Annotated in this window: 14 protein-coding genes; 4 read left to right on the top strand and 10 right to left on the bottom strand. The window is 70.5% G+C overall.

All coding sequences use genetic code 11. From position 1 onward, the window contains the following. Positions 1 to 18: 18 nt before the first annotated feature. A complete protein-coding gene (locus tag EDF50_RS06695) occupies positions 19 to 399 on the top strand; it encodes an RNA-binding S4 domain-containing protein (RefSeq protein ID WP_056257719.1) in 381 nt (126 codons plus the stop codon). 158 nt (positions 400 to 557) lie between these two features. Next, positions 558 to 1,196, top strand: coding sequence for a hypothetical protein (locus EDF50_RS06690; protein ID WP_123518769.1), 639 nt, complete (start codon positions 558 to 560; stop codon positions 1,194 to 1,196). Between the two features lie 21 nt (positions 1,197 to 1,217). Here EDF50_RS06690 and EDF50_RS06685 read toward each other — a convergent pair whose 3' ends face one another. From EDF50_RS06685 to EDF50_RS06675, 3 genes are all read right to left on the bottom strand, one after another. Continuing rightward, positions 1,218 to 3,239: a helicase HerA-like domain-containing protein gene (locus EDF50_RS06685; protein WP_123518768.1), complete on the bottom strand. Its 2,022-nt coding sequence runs from the start codon at positions 3,237 to 3,239 to the stop codon at positions 1,218 to 1,220. Positions 3,240 to 3,354: 115 nt separating this feature from the next. Next, positions 3,355 to 4,065: a phosphatase PAP2 family protein gene (locus EDF50_RS06680; protein ID WP_123518767.1), complete on the bottom strand. Its 711-nt coding sequence runs from the start codon at positions 4,063 to 4,065 to the stop codon at positions 3,355 to 3,357. Between the two features lie 26 nt (positions 4,066 to 4,091). Beyond that, complete coding sequence (locus tag EDF50_RS06675) at positions 4,092 to 5,321, bottom strand: multidrug effflux MFS transporter (protein WP_123518766.1); 1,230 nt, start codon at positions 5,319 to 5,321, stop codon at positions 4,092 to 4,094. A gap of 310 nt (positions 5,322 to 5,631) precedes the next feature. Here EDF50_RS06675 and EDF50_RS06670 point away from each other — a divergent pair, with 310 nt between their 5' ends. Beyond that, positions 5,632 to 6,198: a TetR/AcrR family transcriptional regulator gene (locus EDF50_RS06670; protein ID WP_123518765.1), complete on the top strand. Its 567-nt coding sequence runs from the start codon at positions 5,632 to 5,634 to the stop codon at positions 6,196 to 6,198. 40 nt (positions 6,199 to 6,238) lie between these two features. Here the strand turns inward: EDF50_RS06670 and EDF50_RS06665 are convergent, their stop codons facing one another. Next, positions 6,239 to 6,793: an MOSC domain-containing protein gene (locus tag EDF50_RS06665; RefSeq protein WP_233570395.1), complete on the bottom strand. Its 555-nt coding sequence runs from the start codon at positions 6,791 to 6,793 to the stop codon at positions 6,239 to 6,241. 175 nt (positions 6,794 to 6,968) lie between these two features. Here EDF50_RS06665 and EDF50_RS06660 point away from each other — a divergent pair, with 175 nt between their 5' ends. Beyond that, positions 6,969 to 7,379 carry a hypothetical protein gene (locus EDF50_RS06660; RefSeq protein ID WP_148076774.1) on the top strand — a complete coding sequence of 137 codons (411 nt, stop codon included), beginning with the start codon at positions 6,969 to 6,971 and terminating at the stop codon, positions 7,377 to 7,379. A 95-nt stretch (positions 7,380 to 7,474) separates the two neighbouring features. Here the strand turns inward: EDF50_RS06660 and EDF50_RS06655 are convergent, their stop codons facing one another. The 6 genes from EDF50_RS06655 to EDF50_RS06630 all read right to left on the bottom strand — a co-directional run bounded on the left by EDF50_RS06655 (position 7,475) and on the right by EDF50_RS06630 (position 15,774). Further along, positions 7,475 to 8,572: a sugar-binding protein gene (locus tag EDF50_RS06655; RefSeq protein ID WP_123518762.1), complete on the bottom strand. Its 1,098-nt coding sequence runs from the start codon at positions 8,570 to 8,572 to the stop codon at positions 7,475 to 7,477. 110 nt (positions 8,573 to 8,682) lie between these two features. Beyond that, positions 8,683 to 10,041, bottom strand: coding sequence for a multiple monosaccharide ABC transporter permease (mmsB, locus tag EDF50_RS06650; protein ID WP_199738673.1), 1,359 nt, complete (start codon positions 10,039 to 10,041; stop codon positions 8,683 to 8,685). Between the two features lie 5 nt (positions 10,042 to 10,046). Further along, positions 10,047 to 11,597, bottom strand: a complete 1,551-nt coding sequence (mmsA, locus tag EDF50_RS06645) for a multiple monosaccharide ABC transporter ATP-binding protein (RefSeq protein WP_123518760.1) — start codon at positions 11,595 to 11,597, stop codon at positions 10,047 to 10,049. Positions 11,598 to 11,932: 335 nt separating this feature from the next. Further along, positions 11,933 to 12,952 (bottom strand): LacI family DNA-binding transcriptional regulator, encoded by a 1,020-nt coding sequence (locus tag EDF50_RS06640; RefSeq protein ID WP_233570393.1) that lies wholly within the window; start codon positions 12,950 to 12,952, stop codon positions 11,933 to 11,935. Between the two features lie 178 nt (positions 12,953 to 13,130). After that, the gene (locus EDF50_RS06635; RefSeq protein ID WP_123518759.1) at positions 13,131 to 14,510 is read right to left on the bottom strand and encodes an MFS transporter; all 1,380 of its coding nucleotides are present in this window, start codon (positions 14,508 to 14,510) and stop codon (positions 13,131 to 13,133) included. Positions 14,511 to 14,619: 109 nt separating this feature from the next. Continuing rightward, positions 14,620 to 15,774 (bottom strand): cystathionine gamma-synthase, encoded by a 1,155-nt coding sequence (locus tag EDF50_RS06630; protein WP_123518758.1) that lies wholly within the window; start codon positions 15,772 to 15,774, stop codon positions 14,620 to 14,622. Between the last annotated feature and the right edge of the window lie 82 nt (positions 15,775 to 15,856).

Here is a 15,856-nt window from a genome sequence, read left to right as displayed (position 1 = left end):
CACCCGTAGCATCGACGCATGCCGCCCCTCTCGTCCGCCCGCGTCGACGCCTGGCTCTGGGCCGTCCGGCTCTACAAGACCCGCTCGGCCGCCAACGCCGCGTGCCGCGCCGGTCACGTGCGGGTCAACGGCGACCGCGTGAAGGCCGCCCAGGCCGTCCGCCCCGGCGACGAGGTCCGGGCACGCATCGCGGGTTTCGAGCGCATCGTCGTCGTCAAGACCTGCCTGGTGAAACGCGTCGGCGCACCGGCCGCGGCCGAGGCCTTGACCGACCTCACTCCCCCACCGCCGCCGCGCGAAGAGGTCGCCGCCGTGCCGGTCCGCGACCGCGGCGCGGGCCGCCCGACCAAGCGTGACCGCCGCGAGATCGAGCGCCTCCGGGACCGCGCCGAGAGCTGACACTCGCTCGACTCCCCCGATCGCGGGCTCCCCGCACTGGGGTGGATCGACCCGGTATCTGTGCGAACGCATCGTCTACTCTGAAAGCACGGCGCTGCCCCGACAGCAGCAGCCTCGGGTCGGGGGACTCGGGGTCACGCCGACCTCAGGGGGACGACATGAGCACGACCGACGCGGCGATGCCGACCGAGCGCGGCACCGTCACCGTGCTGCCACGGCGCGAACTCGCCCGGGGCGCCACGCTCACCGGCGTCTTCAGCCTCTCGCCCGTGCTCATCGCGGTGCTCTGGCTGACGCTGCCGACCGGTCACCAAGCCGGCGTGCTGGCCGTCACCTGCGGCGTCGTGGTGATGGGGCTGCTCATGTACTGGCGCTACCGCCTCTCGTTCGCCGCCGTCACGCGCACCGAGTTCGTCAAACGCGGCTGGCTGCCCGGCTTCGTGCGACTGCGCCGCGACGAGATCGACTCGCTCGTGCTCCTCCGCACCTACCGTGACCACTCGACCGAGACCGTCACCCAGCTGCTCGCCCTCGACGACGAGGGACGCCGCCTGTTCCGCATGCGGGGCACCTACTGGCCAGAGGGGTCGGTGGACGCCGTCGTCGAGGCGCTCGGCATCCCGACGACCGTCCTGCCCCGACCGCTCACCCGACGCGAGTTCTTCGCGGCCTACCCGGACAGCCCCTACTGGTACGAAAGCCGCCCGTGGATCGGCGTGACCGTCGCCGGCAGCCTGTTCGCCCTCGCGACGGGCACCCTCGTGGTGCTCTTCGGGGCGTTCGGCAGCGGCATCTGACCCGAGCGGGCCGGCTCGGGATCAGCGTCGACGCAGCGTGCCGAAGATCCCCTTGACGACCTCGCGCACGACCGCCTTGCCGGCGCTCGACCCGAGGACCTCACCGAGCAATCCGCCGGTCGACCCGGCCCGCGGCGAACGGGACCCCGAGGAGGCGCGGGTCGTCGTCCCACGCCCGGCACGGGCCTTCGCCGCCGCCCGCTCGGTGCGCTCGAACTCCTTCTGCTGACGTTCGTACTCGGCCTGCGCGGCCTTCCGCTCGCGCTCGGCGGCGGTGACCGCCTTCGCGTCCGCCTTCTCGCGGGCGGCGGCCTCCTTCAGCTGAGCGTCGATCGTCGCCTGACGCGCCACGGCCTCGGTCCGCTCGCGGTGGTCGAGCGCGGCGGCCTCGAGCTTCCGCGCGAGCATCTCGCGCGCCGAGTCCCGCTCGATCGACGCGCCGTAGGCGGCGATCAACGGCGACGCCGCGACCGCCGCGGACATCACGTCGGCAGGGGTCGGCGACATCGAGCCGCGCGGGGCGCGGAGACGCGTCCAGGCGACCGGGCTGGGAGCCCCCTTCTCGTTCATGACCGTCACCACCGCCTCCCCGGTGGCCAGGGTGGTGAGCACCTCGGCGAGGTCGTAGTCGCTCGTCGGGTACGTCGACACCGTCGCCCGCAGGGCCTTCGCGTCGTCGGGCGTGAACGCACGCAGCTGGTGCTGCACGCGCGAGCCGAGATGGGCGAGCACCTCGGCGGGGACGTCCTTGGGGGTCTGCGTGACGAAGACGATGCCGACGCCCTTCGAGCGGATCAGCCGCACCGTCTGCGTGATCTGCGCCAGGAAGTCATTCGAGGCGTCCGCGAACAAGAGGTGCGCCTCGTCGAAGAAGAAGACGAGCTTGGGCTTGTCGAGATCGCCCACCTCGGGCAGGTCGTTGTAGAGGTCGGCGAGCAACCACATCAGGAAGGTCGAGAACAGCGCCGGCTGGTCGTGCACGCCCGGCACCTCGAGCAGGCTGACGACGCCGCGGCCGTCCTCGGCCGTGCGGAGGAACTCGGCGGTGTCGATCTCCGGCTCGCCGAAGAACGCGTCGGCCCCCCGGTCGGCGAAGGTGATCAACTCGCGCAGGATGACGCCCACGGTCTGCTTGCTCAGCCCGCCGAGCCCCTCGAGCTCGCCCTTGCCCTCGTCGCTCGTCAACCAGGTCAGCACGGCCCGCAGGTCGGACAGGTCCAGCAGCGGCAGACCGGCCTGCTCGGCGTAGTGGAACACCAGGCCGAGGCTGCTCTCCTGCGTGTCGTTGAGACCGAGCACCTTGCTGAGCAGCAGCGATCCGAAACCGCTGACCGTGGCCCGGACGGGCACGCCGGTGCCCTTGCCGCCGAGCGCGAAGTACTCGGTCGGTGCGGCCTGCGGCGACCAGTCCTGGCCGATCCCCCGGGTTCGGGCCAGCAGTTTCTCGTTCGCCTCGCCGGGCGTCGCGATGCCCGAGAGGTCGCCCTTGACGTCGGCCGCGAACACCGGCACCCCGGCCGCCGAGAGCTGCTCGGCGAGCACCTGCAGGGTCTTGGTCTTGCCCGTGCCGGTCGCGCCGGCCACGAGTCCGTGCCGGTTGAGCATCGCCAACGGGATGCGCACGGGCACGTCGACCCGCGCCTCGCCGTTCACGAGGGCGCCGAGCTCGAGCGCGGGACCCTCGAAGCCGTAGCCCGCGCGGACGACGTCGACCGCCGACTCGGCGAGCGGTCCGCCGGGTGGGGTCGGCAGACCCTCGACCGGAGTGCCCGCGACGGGCTCGGGTTCGGTGAGCCCCGCATCTGCCGCGGCGTCCGCGACGTCCGCCTCGGCGGCGGCCTGCCCGGCGGCGGCCTGCCCGGCGGCCTGCCCGGCGGCGGCCTGCCCGATGGCAGCATGCTCGGTGGCGGCGGCGGACGCAGCCGCCTCGGTCGCGAGCTGCTCGGCTCGCGCGAGCGCCGCCTCCGCGTCCTGCTTCGCCTTCTCGGCGGCGGCGACCGCCGCGGCGGCCTCCGCCCTGGCCTGCTCGAGCGCGTCCGTCATGCGGCCAGCCTAGGCATCTCGCGGGCGGTGGTCCGGGCGAGTTCGGCGACACCGGGCGACGCCGCACGCCCGCCTCGGCCGGACTCGCCCCCGACCGTCCGCGCGAGCACCTCGATCAGGCGCCTCGACCCTGCCAGATCCAGCCGCGACCGCGCACGCGCTCCTGCTCGTCGAGCAACCGGTGCGCCACCGGGGCCCAGAGGACCACCGCGACCCCGGCACCGATCAGCAATCCGCCGATCGTGTCGGTCAGCCAGTGCGCGCCGAGGTAGGTGCGACTGAGCAGCATCAGCACCGTGTAGACCACACCGGCGACCCACACCCAGACGCGTCGCAGGATGACCCCGAGCACGACGGCCAGCGTGGCGGCGTTGGACGTGTGCCCCGAGGGGAACGAACCGTAGTCGCTCACCACGAGGATGTCCTCGGGTCGGGCCCGACCGAAGGTGTGCTTGACCGCCTGCACGACGCCGGCGCTGACCGCGCACGCGGCGATCCAGTAGAGCGCGGCCCAGGGCCGACGCCGCAGCAGGAACACCGCGGTGACGCCGAGGGGCACGACGAAGACCCCGATCACCCCGGCCCCGATCGAGTTGAAGATCAACGAGGGGACGTCCCAGAACGGGCTGCGGTGTTCGACCAGTTCGCCCATGAACCGCTCGTCGACGCCGATCACCCCCGCCCGGGCCGTGATCACGACACCGAGCAGCAGCACCACGCCGATGGCACCGAGCGCGCTGAACACCCACCACCGACGCTGCACGCGACGGGCGACCCGCTCCTCGGACGCGGAGGCGGGCTTCGGAGCGAGCGGGTCGGTGCGCATCCCCCGACGGTACCGGGAGGCGCGGGTCAGCGACCGAGCGCCGGCACCGTCCGCGGCCGCACCAGCAACCACAGGCTCGCGATGGCCACGCACGAGGTGGCGACCATGACGCTGCCCATCGGCACCGCCGACCCGATGCCGAGGAACCCGACCACCGGCGAGATGAGTCCCGCCAGGCCGAAGTTGAGGGCCCCGAGCAGCGACGCCGCCGTGCCGGCCTCCTTCCCGTGGTTGGCGAGCCCGAGCACCTGCACCTGCGGGAACGAGAAACCACAGGCCGCGATGAAGAACCACAGCGGCACGAGAATGCCGACGAGGCCGGCACCGAGCGAGTCGAGCAGGACGATCGCCGCGGCCGCGAGCAACAGCACGATCGTCGAGCAGGCGAGGATCCACTGCGGTCCCACACGGCGGGCCAACCGTGAGCTGATCTGGACGCCGGCGACGATGCCGAGCGAGTTGATCGCGAAGAGGTATCCGTACTGCTGGGCGTTCAGGCCGTAGACCTCTTGGAAGAGGAACGACGACGCCGAGAGGTACGAGAACAGACCCGAGAAGACCATCGCCCCGATCAGGGCGACGCCGACGAAGATCCGGTCGCTGAAGAGCACCTTGTAGCGCTGCCGCAGGGTCGTGTGCCCGGCTTCGTGCCGCCGGGCGGGCGGCAGGGTCTCGACGATGAGGAAGATCGCCGCGATGATGACGAACGCGCCGTAGGCCACCAGGAACACGAAGATGCCGCGCCAGCTGGTGAACGCGAGCAGCTGCGAGCCGATGACGGGAGCGACGATCGGGGCGAGCCCGTTGACCAGCGCGAGGCGCGACAGCATGCGCACGAGCGGCAACCCGCCGAACAGGTCGCGCACCGTCGCCATGGCCACGACGCCGCCGGCGGCGGCACCCATCCCCTGCAACACGCGGAACACGGCGAGCAACTCGATGGTCGGCGCGCTGGCGGCGCCGATGCTGGCGAGGATGTGCACGGCGGTCGCCACGATCAGGGGTGTGCGGCGACCGACCTTGTCGCTCCACGGCCCGACCAGCAGCTGCCCCACGCCGAAACCGATCGTCGTCGCCGTGAGGGTCAGCTGGATGACCCCGCTGTCGACCGAGAAGTCACGGCTGAGCTCGGGGAACGCCGGCAGGTAGAGGTCGATCGTGAACGGCCCGAGCGCGGTGAGCGCGCCGAGCACGACGACGTAGACGAGCCGTTGGCGGCGGGTCAGGGAGTCACCCGGGTGGACGACGGTGGTCACGAGGCAGGTCCTGTCTGGGGGTGGTGACGGGTCGACGCACACGAGGAGGCGCGGCCACGACGAGCGGGACGGCTCGCGGGTCGAATCGATGCGATCGCGCCGACGCGCACGACCACCACGTGGTTCGAGGGGGTGGGATGAGGGAGGGGGACGGCGTCGGTGCACGACACCCGTCGCCTCTCAGCCTATCCCGGTCGCGTACCCCCGCGACAGTCCCCCCGGCGCCGTGCCGTGTCGGCACCCGGCCCGGTCTAGGCTCGACCTGCCTCGGACGCGACCGTCCCGTCCGAGCATCCGAGGAGGAACGTCCATGGTCGACGCGCGCATCGTCCAGACCACCAAGGCGCTGCACGCCGCCGTCGTCGAGCTCGCCTCGACCCGGCCCGTGTCGAGCATCTCGGTCGCCGACGTGACCCGGGCCGCGGGCATCAACCGCGCCACGTTCTACAGTCACGCGACCTCTCCCGGCAGCCTGCTCACCGCGGTGCTCACCCCCGAGCTCGACGCGATCCGCGACGAGGACCACGCCCTGCGGCTCGAGGGCCGGGCGGATGGCCCCGACGCGACGCGACGGGCGATGGAGAAGGTCGTCGACCACGTCGTCCGGTATCGCGAGATCTACCGTCTCGCCCTGCCCGACCCGCTCGACGCCTCGATCCACCAGGCTCTGGCCCGTCACTTCGAGGAGTCCAGCGTGCAGCACCTCGGCACGCTGCCCCCGGGCAGCCTGCCCGAGGGGCTCGCGGTGCACATCGCCGCCGGCCACCTGGCGCACGGGCTCGTCGGCGCCGTCGAGGCCTGGCTCTGCGGCAAGCGCACGAGCCGCCGCGCCCTGCTCGACACGATGAGCCTCATGCTGCCCACCTGGTGGGGCTGACCCGCCGCTCGAGTGTCACCGGCGTCACGGTCGATTCCGTCTAGGAGGCGCGCAGCAGTCCCGGCCCCACGCGCAGCACTCCGTCGGTGAGCGGTTCGCACCGGACCCCGCCGCGCCCCCTCAGGGCGCGGAACGCCCCCGCGCCGAAGACCACGTCCATCCACGCGCACGGGTTCGCCGCCCGGTTCGCCCGGAACGACACCGGGCCGTCACCCGTGTCGAGGTCGAACTCACGCCCGACGAGCGCGTCGACGTCGGCCCCGCGCAGGACGACGTTGCGCCGCGTCAGGGCGGCGTCGAGCATCGTGCCCTCGGGGAGGCCGAGTTCGCGGGCGACGTGCTCGAGCTGCTCGGCGGCGAACAGGGTCACCGAGGCGCCGCGGTGTGCGGGGGCGTTGAAGTACCGGTCACCCACGATGCCGAGGTGGGCTCGAACCCTGACCGTCTCGTGCTGCTCGGGGCCCGTGGTCGGAACCGGGGCCGGGCCGTCGGCGGGGCGTCCGACGTAGCGGGAGCGAGGTGCGGCGATCAGCAGGTCGACCGTGACGGGCAAGGCACCCGGGACGGGTGGGCGATCGTCCGGTCCTTCGGGCACGAGGTGAGCTTAGCGAGCCCGTGCCTCGGGACACTCCGTCGAGGGACATGAGGGTAGACCCGTCTGTCGAATAGCGCTCACATGTCGACGAGACGGTCCCGGCGGGGCATCCCGGGTGCTTGCCTGTAATCGGCCTCGCAAAGCGGCGAGGTCGTGACGAAAGAGAGGCAGCATCATGAACACCTCTGTGAACACCACGAAGAAGAAGACCTTCGCCAAGGTCGCGACGACGATGGCAGCCGCCGCCGCACTGGTGGTCGGCGGCTCGACCGCGGCCCAGGCCGACCCTGCGGGCCAGTACTACTACGTCTGCGTCCAACCCGACGGCTCGAGCCTGACCTTGCCGGCCGGCACGTCCCTGCAGACCTGCCGAGGGTCGTATTTGCAGAAGTACCTCGACGGGAAGCTGATCAGCTCGGCGAACCTGGCCGCGCCGGGTCAGGTGGCCGACCCCAACGCCATCACGATCGACTGCGCGATCGGTCTGGCCGGCACGGCGATCGCCGTGTACACGACGGCCGGTGCCGTGGCCTACGTCGGTCTCGCGCTCGGCGGGCTGGGGACCTACCGCGCCTGCACCGCCTGACGGCTGGAACGCCGAGAGCCGGTCACCCCTGACGGGGTGACCGGCTCCGTTCGTTCGTCGGTCGCGGCGAAAGCGCCGCCGACGGCAGAGGCGTGTTACTTGGTGAGCGGCTCGAGGGTCGTGTCGTTGGCGTACGCCTCGGCGGCGTTGTCCTTCGTCACGATCTGAGGCGGCAGCAGGTACGCCGGGACGACCTTGTTGCCGTTGTCGTACGACTCGTCGTCGTTCGTCTCGGCCTTGTCACCCTTGCTCAGCGAGGTCACCATCGCGACGGCCTGCTTGACGAGGTTGCGGGTGTCCTTGTTGATGGTCGAGTACTGCTCGCCGGCCATGATCGACTTGACCGACTCGACCTCGGAGTCCTGACCGGTGACGACCGGGATGGCCTTTCCGGCCTGCTTCACCGAGGTGATGATGGCGCGGGCCAGGGTGTCGTTCGGGCTCAGGACGCCGTCGAGCTCGGTCGAGCCGTAGGTGCTCGTGAGCAGCGAGTCCATGCGACGCTGGGCGTTCTCGGGCTTCCAGCCGTCGGTCGCCGTCTGCTTGATGTCGGTCTGACCCGAGGCGACGACGACGGTGCCGTCGTCGATCTTCGGCTGCAGGACGCTCATCGCGCCGTCGAAGAAGACCTTCGAGTTGGCGTCGTCGGACGAGCCGGAGAACAGCTCGATGTTGTAGGGCCCCTCGGCCTTCTTGGCGGCCATGCCGTCGAGCAGGGCCTGGCCCTGGAGCTCGCCGACCTTGAAGTTGTCGTACGCCACGTAGTAGTCGACGTCGTCGGTGTTGAGGATGAGACGGTCGTAGGCGATGACCACGGCGCCGGCGTCGTGGGCCGCCTTGACCTGCGTGCCGAGCTGGCCGCCGTCGGCGGCACCGATGACGATGACCTTGGCACCCTTGGTGACCATCGACTGGACGATCTCCTGCTGGTTCGCCACGGGGGCGGACGCGGCAGCGTACTGGACGTCGGGCTTGAACCCGGCGTCGGTGATGTCCTGGGTGAAGAGGTCGCCGGCGAGGACCCAGTTCTCGCTGGTCTTGGCGGGCAGGGCCACGCCGATGAGGGAGCCGGACTCGAAGCCGGCGGCCGCGTCACCCGAACCCGCGTCGGTGCGGGTCGAGTTCGAGCAGCCGCTCAGGATCAGCGTCGTTGCTGCGGCGACCGCGAGGGTCGTCAGCGCGAGTTTGCGCATGCTGTGTCTACTTTCTCGTTGTGAGGGGTGGTGCCGTGTGGTCGCCCGCGGTGCGGACTCCCGGTGGAGGCGCGCCCGGCCGTCGATGGACGGGCGCGCGGGTGGTGGGTCTAGTTGGGCGTCGTGGCCTTCGGGCGTTGGACGTCCGAGAGGTCGCCGTTCGGGGTGAGGGCGCTCTCGGTCGTCTCGGCGTCGCGGCCGACGCCACTCTGGCCGCCCGGTGTGGCGTCCGAGGCGGCGATGCCGTTCTTGTCGCGGCGCAGGCCCCGGGTGAGGAAGCCGGTGATCGAAGGCCGACCCTGGCTCTTGTTGTAGACGTCGACGGCGACGGCGATGAGCAGGACGAGTCCCTTGATCATCTGGACCTTGTCGGACTCGACCCCGAGCAGCTGCAGCCCGTTGTTGAGGACGGCGATGACGAATCCACCGACGATCGATCCGGTCACCGTTCCGATGCCGCCGGCGACCGCCGCACCACCGATGAAGACGGAGGCGATGGCGTCGAGCTCCCAGCTCACCCCGTCCTGGGGGCCGGAGGCGCCGGCCCGGGCGACGTAGATCATGCCGGCCAGCGCGGCCAGTACGGACATGTTCATCATGACGAAGAAGTTGATGCGCTTCGCCTTGACGCCCGAGAGCTCTGCAGCGTGCGAGTTGCCGCCGACCGCGTAGATGTGTCGACCGAAGATCGTGTTCTGGGTCACGAAACCGTAGACGAGCACGAGGACGCCGAGGATGATGCCCGACACGGGGAACGAGGTGCCGACGCGTCCGCCACCGAACAGCGTCGCGGCGTAGGCGATGATCCCCACGAGCACGACCAGCTTGACGAGGCTGACCCAGAGAGGGGCCCGTTCGGAACCCATCTTCTGCTGAATGCGGCGCATGCGGAACTCGTTGTAGACCACGGCGACGATGATCACCAGGCCGAGCAGCAGGGTCGCGTTGTTGTAGCCGGTGTTCGGACCGAACTCGGGCAGGTAGCCCGCGCCGATGACCGTGAAGGCCTCGGGCACCGGCAGGGTCGTGGCATCGCCGACGAACTGGTTGGCACCACGGAACAGCAGCATGCCCGCGAGGGTCACGATGAACGCGGGGACACCCACGTACGCGACCCAGAAGCCGTGCCAGGCCCCGATGGCGGCCCCGACCACGAGGCCGAAGACGATGGCGAGCGGCCACGGGAAGTTCCAGTTGCTCATGGCGGTGGCGACCATGATGCCGACGAAGGCGGCGACCGAGCCGACCGAGAGGTCGATGTGCCCGGCGACGATCACCATGACCATGCCGATGGCGAGGATCAGGATGTACGAGTACTGGCTCACGAGGGCGATCAGGTTCGGCGGGTCGAGCGTCAGGCCACCGGTCAGCACTTGGAAGAACACGATCGCCACGACGAGCGTCGCGATCATGCCGAACTGGCGGGCGTTCGACGTGTTGCCGCCGAACACCTTCTTCAGGTCTTTGATGCCACTCATGCGGCTTGCTCCTTCTTCTTCGAGGTCATGGTTCGCATGAGCGTCTCGGCGTCGGCCTCGGAGGCCTCGATCTCGTTCGTGACGGTGCCCTCGAAGATCGTGTAGATGCGATCGGAGAGCCCCAGCAGCTCGGGCAGCTCGGACGAGATGACGATCACGCCTTTGCCCTGGGCCGCGAGCTGGTTGATGATGTTGTAGATCTCGAACTTGGCGCCCACGTCGATGCCGCGCGTGGGTTCGTCGAGGATGAGCAGGTCGGGGTCGGTGAACATCCACTTGGCCAGGACGACCTTCTGCTGGTTGCCGCCCGACAGCTTGGCGACCCCCTCGTCGACCGTCGGGGTCTTGACGCGCAGGCTCTTGCGGTACTCCTCGGCGATCGAGTGCTCTTCGTAGGTGTTGACCACCGACGCCTTCGAGATCTTCGACAGCTTGGCCGCGACCGTCGAACGCTTGATGTCGTCGAGCAGGTTGAGGCCGAGCACCTTGCGGTCCTCCGAAACGTAGGCCAGACCGTTGTCGATGGCGTCCGAGACGTTCTTGATCTCGATCGTCTCGCCGTCCTTGACGATCTCGCCCGACACGAACTGGCCGTAGGACCGGCCGAAGATGCTCATGGCGAGCTCGGTCCGACCCGCACCCATCAGACCTGCCAGGCCGACGATCTCACCCTTGCGGACCGTGATGTTCGAGCCCTTGCAGACGAAGCGCTCGGCGGTCTGCGGGTGGCGGACCCACCAGTCCTTGACCTCGAAGAAGACCTCGCCGATCTTGGGCGTGCGGTCGGGGAAGCGGCTGGCCAGGTTGCGACCGACCATGCCGCGGATGATCCGGTCCTCGTTGACGCCGTCGGCCTGCACGTCGAGGGTCTCGATGGTGCGGCCGTCGCGGATGATGGTGATCGAGTCGGCGATCGCCTCGATCTCGTTGAGCTTGTGGCTGATCATGATCGACGAGATGCCGCGGCCCTTGAGCCCACGGATCAGGTCGAGCAGGTGCTGGGAGTCGGCCTCGTTCAGGGCCGCCGTCGGCTCGTCGAGGATCAGCAGCTTGACGTTCTTGTTCAGCGCCTTCGCGATCTCGACCAGTTGCTGCTTGCCCACACCGAGGTTCTTGATGGCGGTGTCGGGGTCGTCCTTCAGACCGACGCGAGCGAGCAGGTCGATCGCCGTGGTCTTGGCGGCGCGCCAGTCGATGGCCCCGAAGCGGGTCGGCTCGTTGCCGAGGAAGATGTTCTCGGTGATCGAGAGCTCGGGGATCAGCGCCAGCTCCTGGTGGATGATGACGATGCCCTGCGACTCGCTCGAACGGATGTCGCGGAAGCGCATCACGTCGCCCTGGTAGACGATGTCGCCGGAGTACGTGCCGTACGGGTAGACGCCCGAGAGCACCTTCATCAGCGTCGACTTGCCGGCGCCGTTCTCGCCGCAGATGGCGTGCACCTCACCGGCGCGGACCTGCATCGACACGTCGTCGAGCGCCTTGACGCCCGGGAACTCCTTCGTGATGGAGCGCATCTCGAGGATGACGGGAGAATCAACGCCCATGCGGGGCACCCCCGGGGATGTGGCTGCTCGCGAGCTGTTCGCTCTGCGTCACGGCACTGGGCACGTCGTCCTCGACCTTCGACCTCGTCGTCGTCCGCCGGAGACGTGCTCGGGCGGGCTTCCTGCTGTTCGGTGTCGCCGTCCGCGGCACGTTCGGCGGGAAGGGACAACGTTGCCCGACCCGCACAATGTGACCGTTCACACTGCGACTGGAGCAAAGCTAATCCCGTGCGGGGGTGCTGTCAAATGCCGATGCCGATCCGTTATCGAACCCGGCCCCACCGACCCCCGCCGCGCCTCCTGACGGCCCGACACACCGTGCCTCAGCGGACCGGTCAGAGGAACCAGGGGCGCGAGGTCGACCCCCGGACGACCAGCTCCGGCGGGATCAACGTGCGGTCGACGACCGTGCCGCCGTCGAGCTCGGCGACGACCAACTCGACGGCGCGCCGACCGATCAGGGCGAAGTCCTGGCGCACGGTCGTGAGTGGCGGCCACAGATGCGGCGCGGTCGGCGAGTCGTCGAATCCGACGACGCTGACCTCGCGCGGCACGTCGACGTCGGCCTCGCGAAAGGCGTGCAGCAGCCCCACGGCCATCAGGTCGTTCGCCGAGAACACCGCGGTGAAGTCGCGGCGACGCAAGAGCTCTTGGCCGGCCGTGTAGCCGAAGTCGGCGGTGAGGTCGCCCAGGATCGGCGGCTCGATCGAGAGGTCGGCCTCGCCCATCTCGAAGAGGAAGCCCTGCATGCGCTCGTCGGCCTCGATCCAGTCCTGTGGGCCGGCGACGTGCACGATGTGACGGTGACCCAGATCGATCAGATGTCGGGTGGCGAGACGTGCGCCCTCGAACTGGTCGACCGAGAGGCTGTGCGCCCGGGCGCGCTGCGTCGAGTCGAGGGCGACGATGGGCACGTCGAGGTCGAGTTCGTCGATCACGTCGAAGAACTTGCGTTGGGGCGCGATGACGATGATCGCCTCGACCGCCTGGTTGGTGAGCAGTTGCAGGCTCGCCCGGACGTCGTCGGACGCCGTGGTCGTGCTGGCGATGCTCAACCGGTAGCCAGCCGTCCGGGCCTCTCCCTCGATGGCGTTGACGATCGTCTGCGGCCCGAAGTGGACGTTCTGCAGGGTGAGCACGCCGATGGCCTTCGACCGACTGGTGACCAGCGCCCGTGCGGCCTGGTTCGGCCGGTAGCCGATCTCGTCGATGACGTCGAGCACCTTCTGCCGCGTCGTCGGCCGGATGCTCGGGCTGTCGTTGAGCACGCGCGAGACGGTCTGGTACGAGACGCCCGCGAGAGCGGCCACGTCGCGGATGTTGGGAGCACGCACCTTGTCGATGTCAGGCTTCACCGTCGCTCCGTCGCTCTGTGACCAGGCGATGTGACCGTACACATCGTCGTCCGGAGACCATTATGCATTCCCCGGAGGTCGCCGACGTCCCGGACGAGGGTCACCGCCCCGTCGCGACACCCGGCGCCGGCGCCGGCATCGGCGGAGCGGCGGCACCATCGGCGGGTAGGAGGCGCGGTCACCGCCCCCGGGGCACCGCGCGGCCGCTCAGGGCGAGCGCGAGCACCGCGACGCCCGTGCCGACGGCGAAGCAGGCGACGAAGGCGAGGGGGCTGGACGCCCCGCCGAGCACCCCGAACGCGGCGCCGGTCAAGGCCAGCGCGACGGCCGAACCGGTGGAGTCGGCGATGGTCAGCGCCGAACTGTTGAACCCCCGCTCGGAATCGGTCGACAGCGCAAGGACGAGCACCGAGAATCGGGGGTACATGAACCCCATGCCGAACCCGGCGACGGCCCAGGTCGCGATGAGGAAGGCCGGGGGCAGGTGGAACAAGGGGGTCGACGCGGCGACGAGGACGCCGAGCAGCACCAGGACGATGCCGATGCGGATGCCCACGCGGTGGTGCACCCGGTCGCCGAGCCGCCCCTGCACCCAGCTGGCGAACGCCCAGCCGAGCGCCCCGAGGGTCAGGGTGACGCCCGACGCCGAGGCGCTGAAGTCGTATTCGGCCGAGAGCATGTACGGGATGTAGACCTCGCTGCCGAGGAACGCCGCCCCGACGAGGCCTCGCAACAACACGAGGGTGGGCAGGCCCGGGGCGGCCCGCAGGGTCCCCTGCGGCAGGAGGGGACGGAGGGCCACGGCGAGTACGGCGACCGCCACGGCGATGACGACGACGGTGAGCCAGGTCGGGAACTCGCCGACCAGGTTCAGGGCCAGCACGCCGAGGGCCGCGCCGACCGACCAGACGATGCGACCGATGCTCCAGGCGACACGCTGCCCACCCTCGGCCACCTCGGGAGGCGGGACGCGGCGCAGGCTCGGCAGGACGGCGAAGAACGCGGGCACGGCGAGGCCGAGCGCCCCGAGGAAGACCCAGTGCCAGCCCACCGTCTCGGCCACGACGCCCGCGACCAGCGGCCCGACGAGCCCCGGCACGACCCAGGCCGCGGCGAAGCCGGCGAAGATCGACGGGTGCAGGCCGGGCGGGTAGAGCCTCGCGACCATCACGTAGAGCCCGACGATGACGGCCCCCGAGCCGACCCCCTGCACCAGACGGCCGAGCAGCAGCACGACCATGTCGGGGGCGGTGCCGACGACGAGCAGCCCGACGGCGAACAGCAGCATCGAGGCGATGACCACGACGCGCGGCCCGCTACGGTCGGCCCAGTTGCCCGCCACCACCATGCCGACCAGGCCCGAGGCGAGGGGCGCGGCGAAGCTGAGCGAGTAGAGCGCCTCGCCGTCGAGCTCGCGGCTGACGATCGGCATGATCGTGGAGACCGCGAGCGACTCGAAGGCCGCGATGCCGATCAACGCGCACATGCCCAGCGTGGCCAGGCGGTACCGGCCGCTGAGCACGCCCTCGGGGCGGGTGCTCACGGCAGCGGCGGACATGCGATGAGCCTAGGCCGAGCCGCCGACACCGCGTCGCGGACGGGACGACCTCGGGAGGCGCGGTGCAGGACTCTCCCGCACCGCGCCTCCTCGGGCTTCGCGGCGACGCCTAGGCGTCGAGGCGCGTGAGCGCCTGCGTGACGTCTCCGAGCAGGTCGTCGAGGTCCTCGATGCCGACCGACAGCCGCACGATCGAGTCCGGCACCTCGAGCTCGGTGCCGCGCACCGAGGCGTGGGTCATCTCGCTCGGGTAGCCGATCAACGACTCGACGCCGCCGAGCGACTCGGCCAGCTGGAACAGCTCGGTCGACTCGGCGAACCGCCGCGCCGCGGCCGCGCCCGCGCTCAGCTGCACCGAGAGCATGCCGCCGAACGCCCGCATCTGCCGGGCGGCGAGCTCGTGCCCCGGGTGCGACTCGAGCCCCGGGTAGTAGACGCGCTCGACGGCCGCGTGCCCCTCGAGGGCACGGGCGATGGCCAACGCGTTGGACGAGTGGCGGTCGACGCGGACGCCGAGGGTCTTGATGCCCCGCACCGTCAGCCAGGCCTCCATCGGCGCCGACACGGCCCCCACGCCGAACTGGACGAAGCCGACCTTCGACGCGAGTTCGTCGTCGCGGACGACCACGGCCCCGCCGACGACGTCCGAGTGACCGCCGATGTACTTCGTCGTCGAGTGGACGACCGCGTCGGCCCCGAGGGCGAGGGGCTGCTGCAGGTAGGGCGAGGCGAAGGTGTTGTCGACGACCACGACCGCGCCCGCCGCGTGGCCGATCTCGGCGAGCGCCGCGATGTCGCTGATCTTCATCAGCGGGTTGCTGGGCGTCTCGACCCAGAGCACGGCCGTCGGGGCGGCCTGCACGGCCGCGCGCACGGCGTCGAGGTCGCTCATCTCGACGGTGTCGAGGGTGACGCCCCAGGGCACCCAGACCCGGTTCACCAGGCGGTGGGTGCCGCCGTAGACGTCGTTGCCCATGACGATGCGCGTCCCCGGCGCCAGGACCGAACGCAGCAGCGCGTCCTCGGCCGAGAGCCCCGAGGCGAAGCTGAACGCGGCGGCGCCGCCCTCGAGATCGGCGAGCAGGGTCTGCAGCGAGTCCCGGGTGGGGTTCGCCGAGCGGGCGTACTCGTAGCCGCCGCGGAACCCCCCGATGCCGTCCTGCACGAAGGTGGACGACTGGTAGATCGGCGGCACGACCGCGCCGGTCGTGGGGTCGAACTCCTGGCCGGCGTGGATGGCGCGGGTCGAGAAACCGTGGGTCATGGGGTGTCCTTTCGAGGGGGACGCGTGCTGCGATGCGGGGGGAAGGGTGGGAGGCGCGGGCCGGGGAGCCAGGCCGGGTCGC

Source organism: Frigoribacterium sp. PhB24, assembly GCF_003755185.1.
Taxonomy (GTDB): Bacteria; Actinomycetota; Actinomycetes; order Actinomycetales; family Microbacteriaceae; genus Frigoribacterium.
The sequence above is the reverse complement of the archived record's forward strand: the minus strand, read 5'-3'. Positions and strand labels throughout refer to the sequence as shown.

What these genes read in the sequence shown, in the direction of transcription:
- EDF50_RS06685 (WP_123518768.1), bottom strand. Translation starts at nt 3,239, where the DNA reads ATGACGGACGCGCTCGAGCAGGCCAGGGCGGAGGCCGCCGCGGCGGTC.
- EDF50_RS06635 (WP_123518759.1), bottom strand. Translation starts at nt 14,510, where the DNA reads ATGTCCGCCGCTGCCGTGAGCACCCGCCCCGAGGGCGTGCTCAGCGGC.
- EDF50_RS06670 (WP_123518765.1), top strand. Translation starts at nt 5,632, where the DNA reads ATGGTCGACGCGCGCATCGTCCAGACCACCAAGGCGCTGCACGCCGCC.
- EDF50_RS06690 (WP_123518769.1), top strand. Translation starts at nt 558, where the DNA reads ATGAGCACGACCGACGCGGCGATGCCGACCGAGCGCGGCACCGTCACC.
- mmsA (WP_123518760.1), bottom strand. Translation starts at nt 11,597, where the DNA reads ATGGGCGTTGATTCTCCCGTCATCCTCGAGATGCGCTCCATCACGAAG.
- EDF50_RS06655 (WP_123518762.1), bottom strand. Translation starts at nt 8,572, where the DNA reads ATGCGCAAACTCGCGCTGACGACCCTCGCGGTCGCCGCAGCAACGACG.
- EDF50_RS06630 (WP_123518758.1), bottom strand. Translation starts at nt 15,774, where the DNA reads ATGACCCACGGTTTCTCGACCCGCGCCATCCACGCCGGCCAGGAGTTC.
- EDF50_RS06680 (WP_123518767.1), bottom strand. Translation starts at nt 4,065, where the DNA reads ATGCGCACCGACCCGCTCGCTCCGAAGCCCGCCTCCGCGTCCGAGGAG.
- EDF50_RS06660 (WP_148076774.1), top strand. Translation starts at nt 6,969, where the DNA reads ATGAACACCTCTGTGAACACCACGAAGAAGAAGACCTTCGCCAAGGTC.
- EDF50_RS06695 (WP_056257719.1), top strand. Translation starts at nt 19, where the DNA reads ATGCCGCCCCTCTCGTCCGCCCGCGTCGACGCCTGGCTCTGGGCCGTC.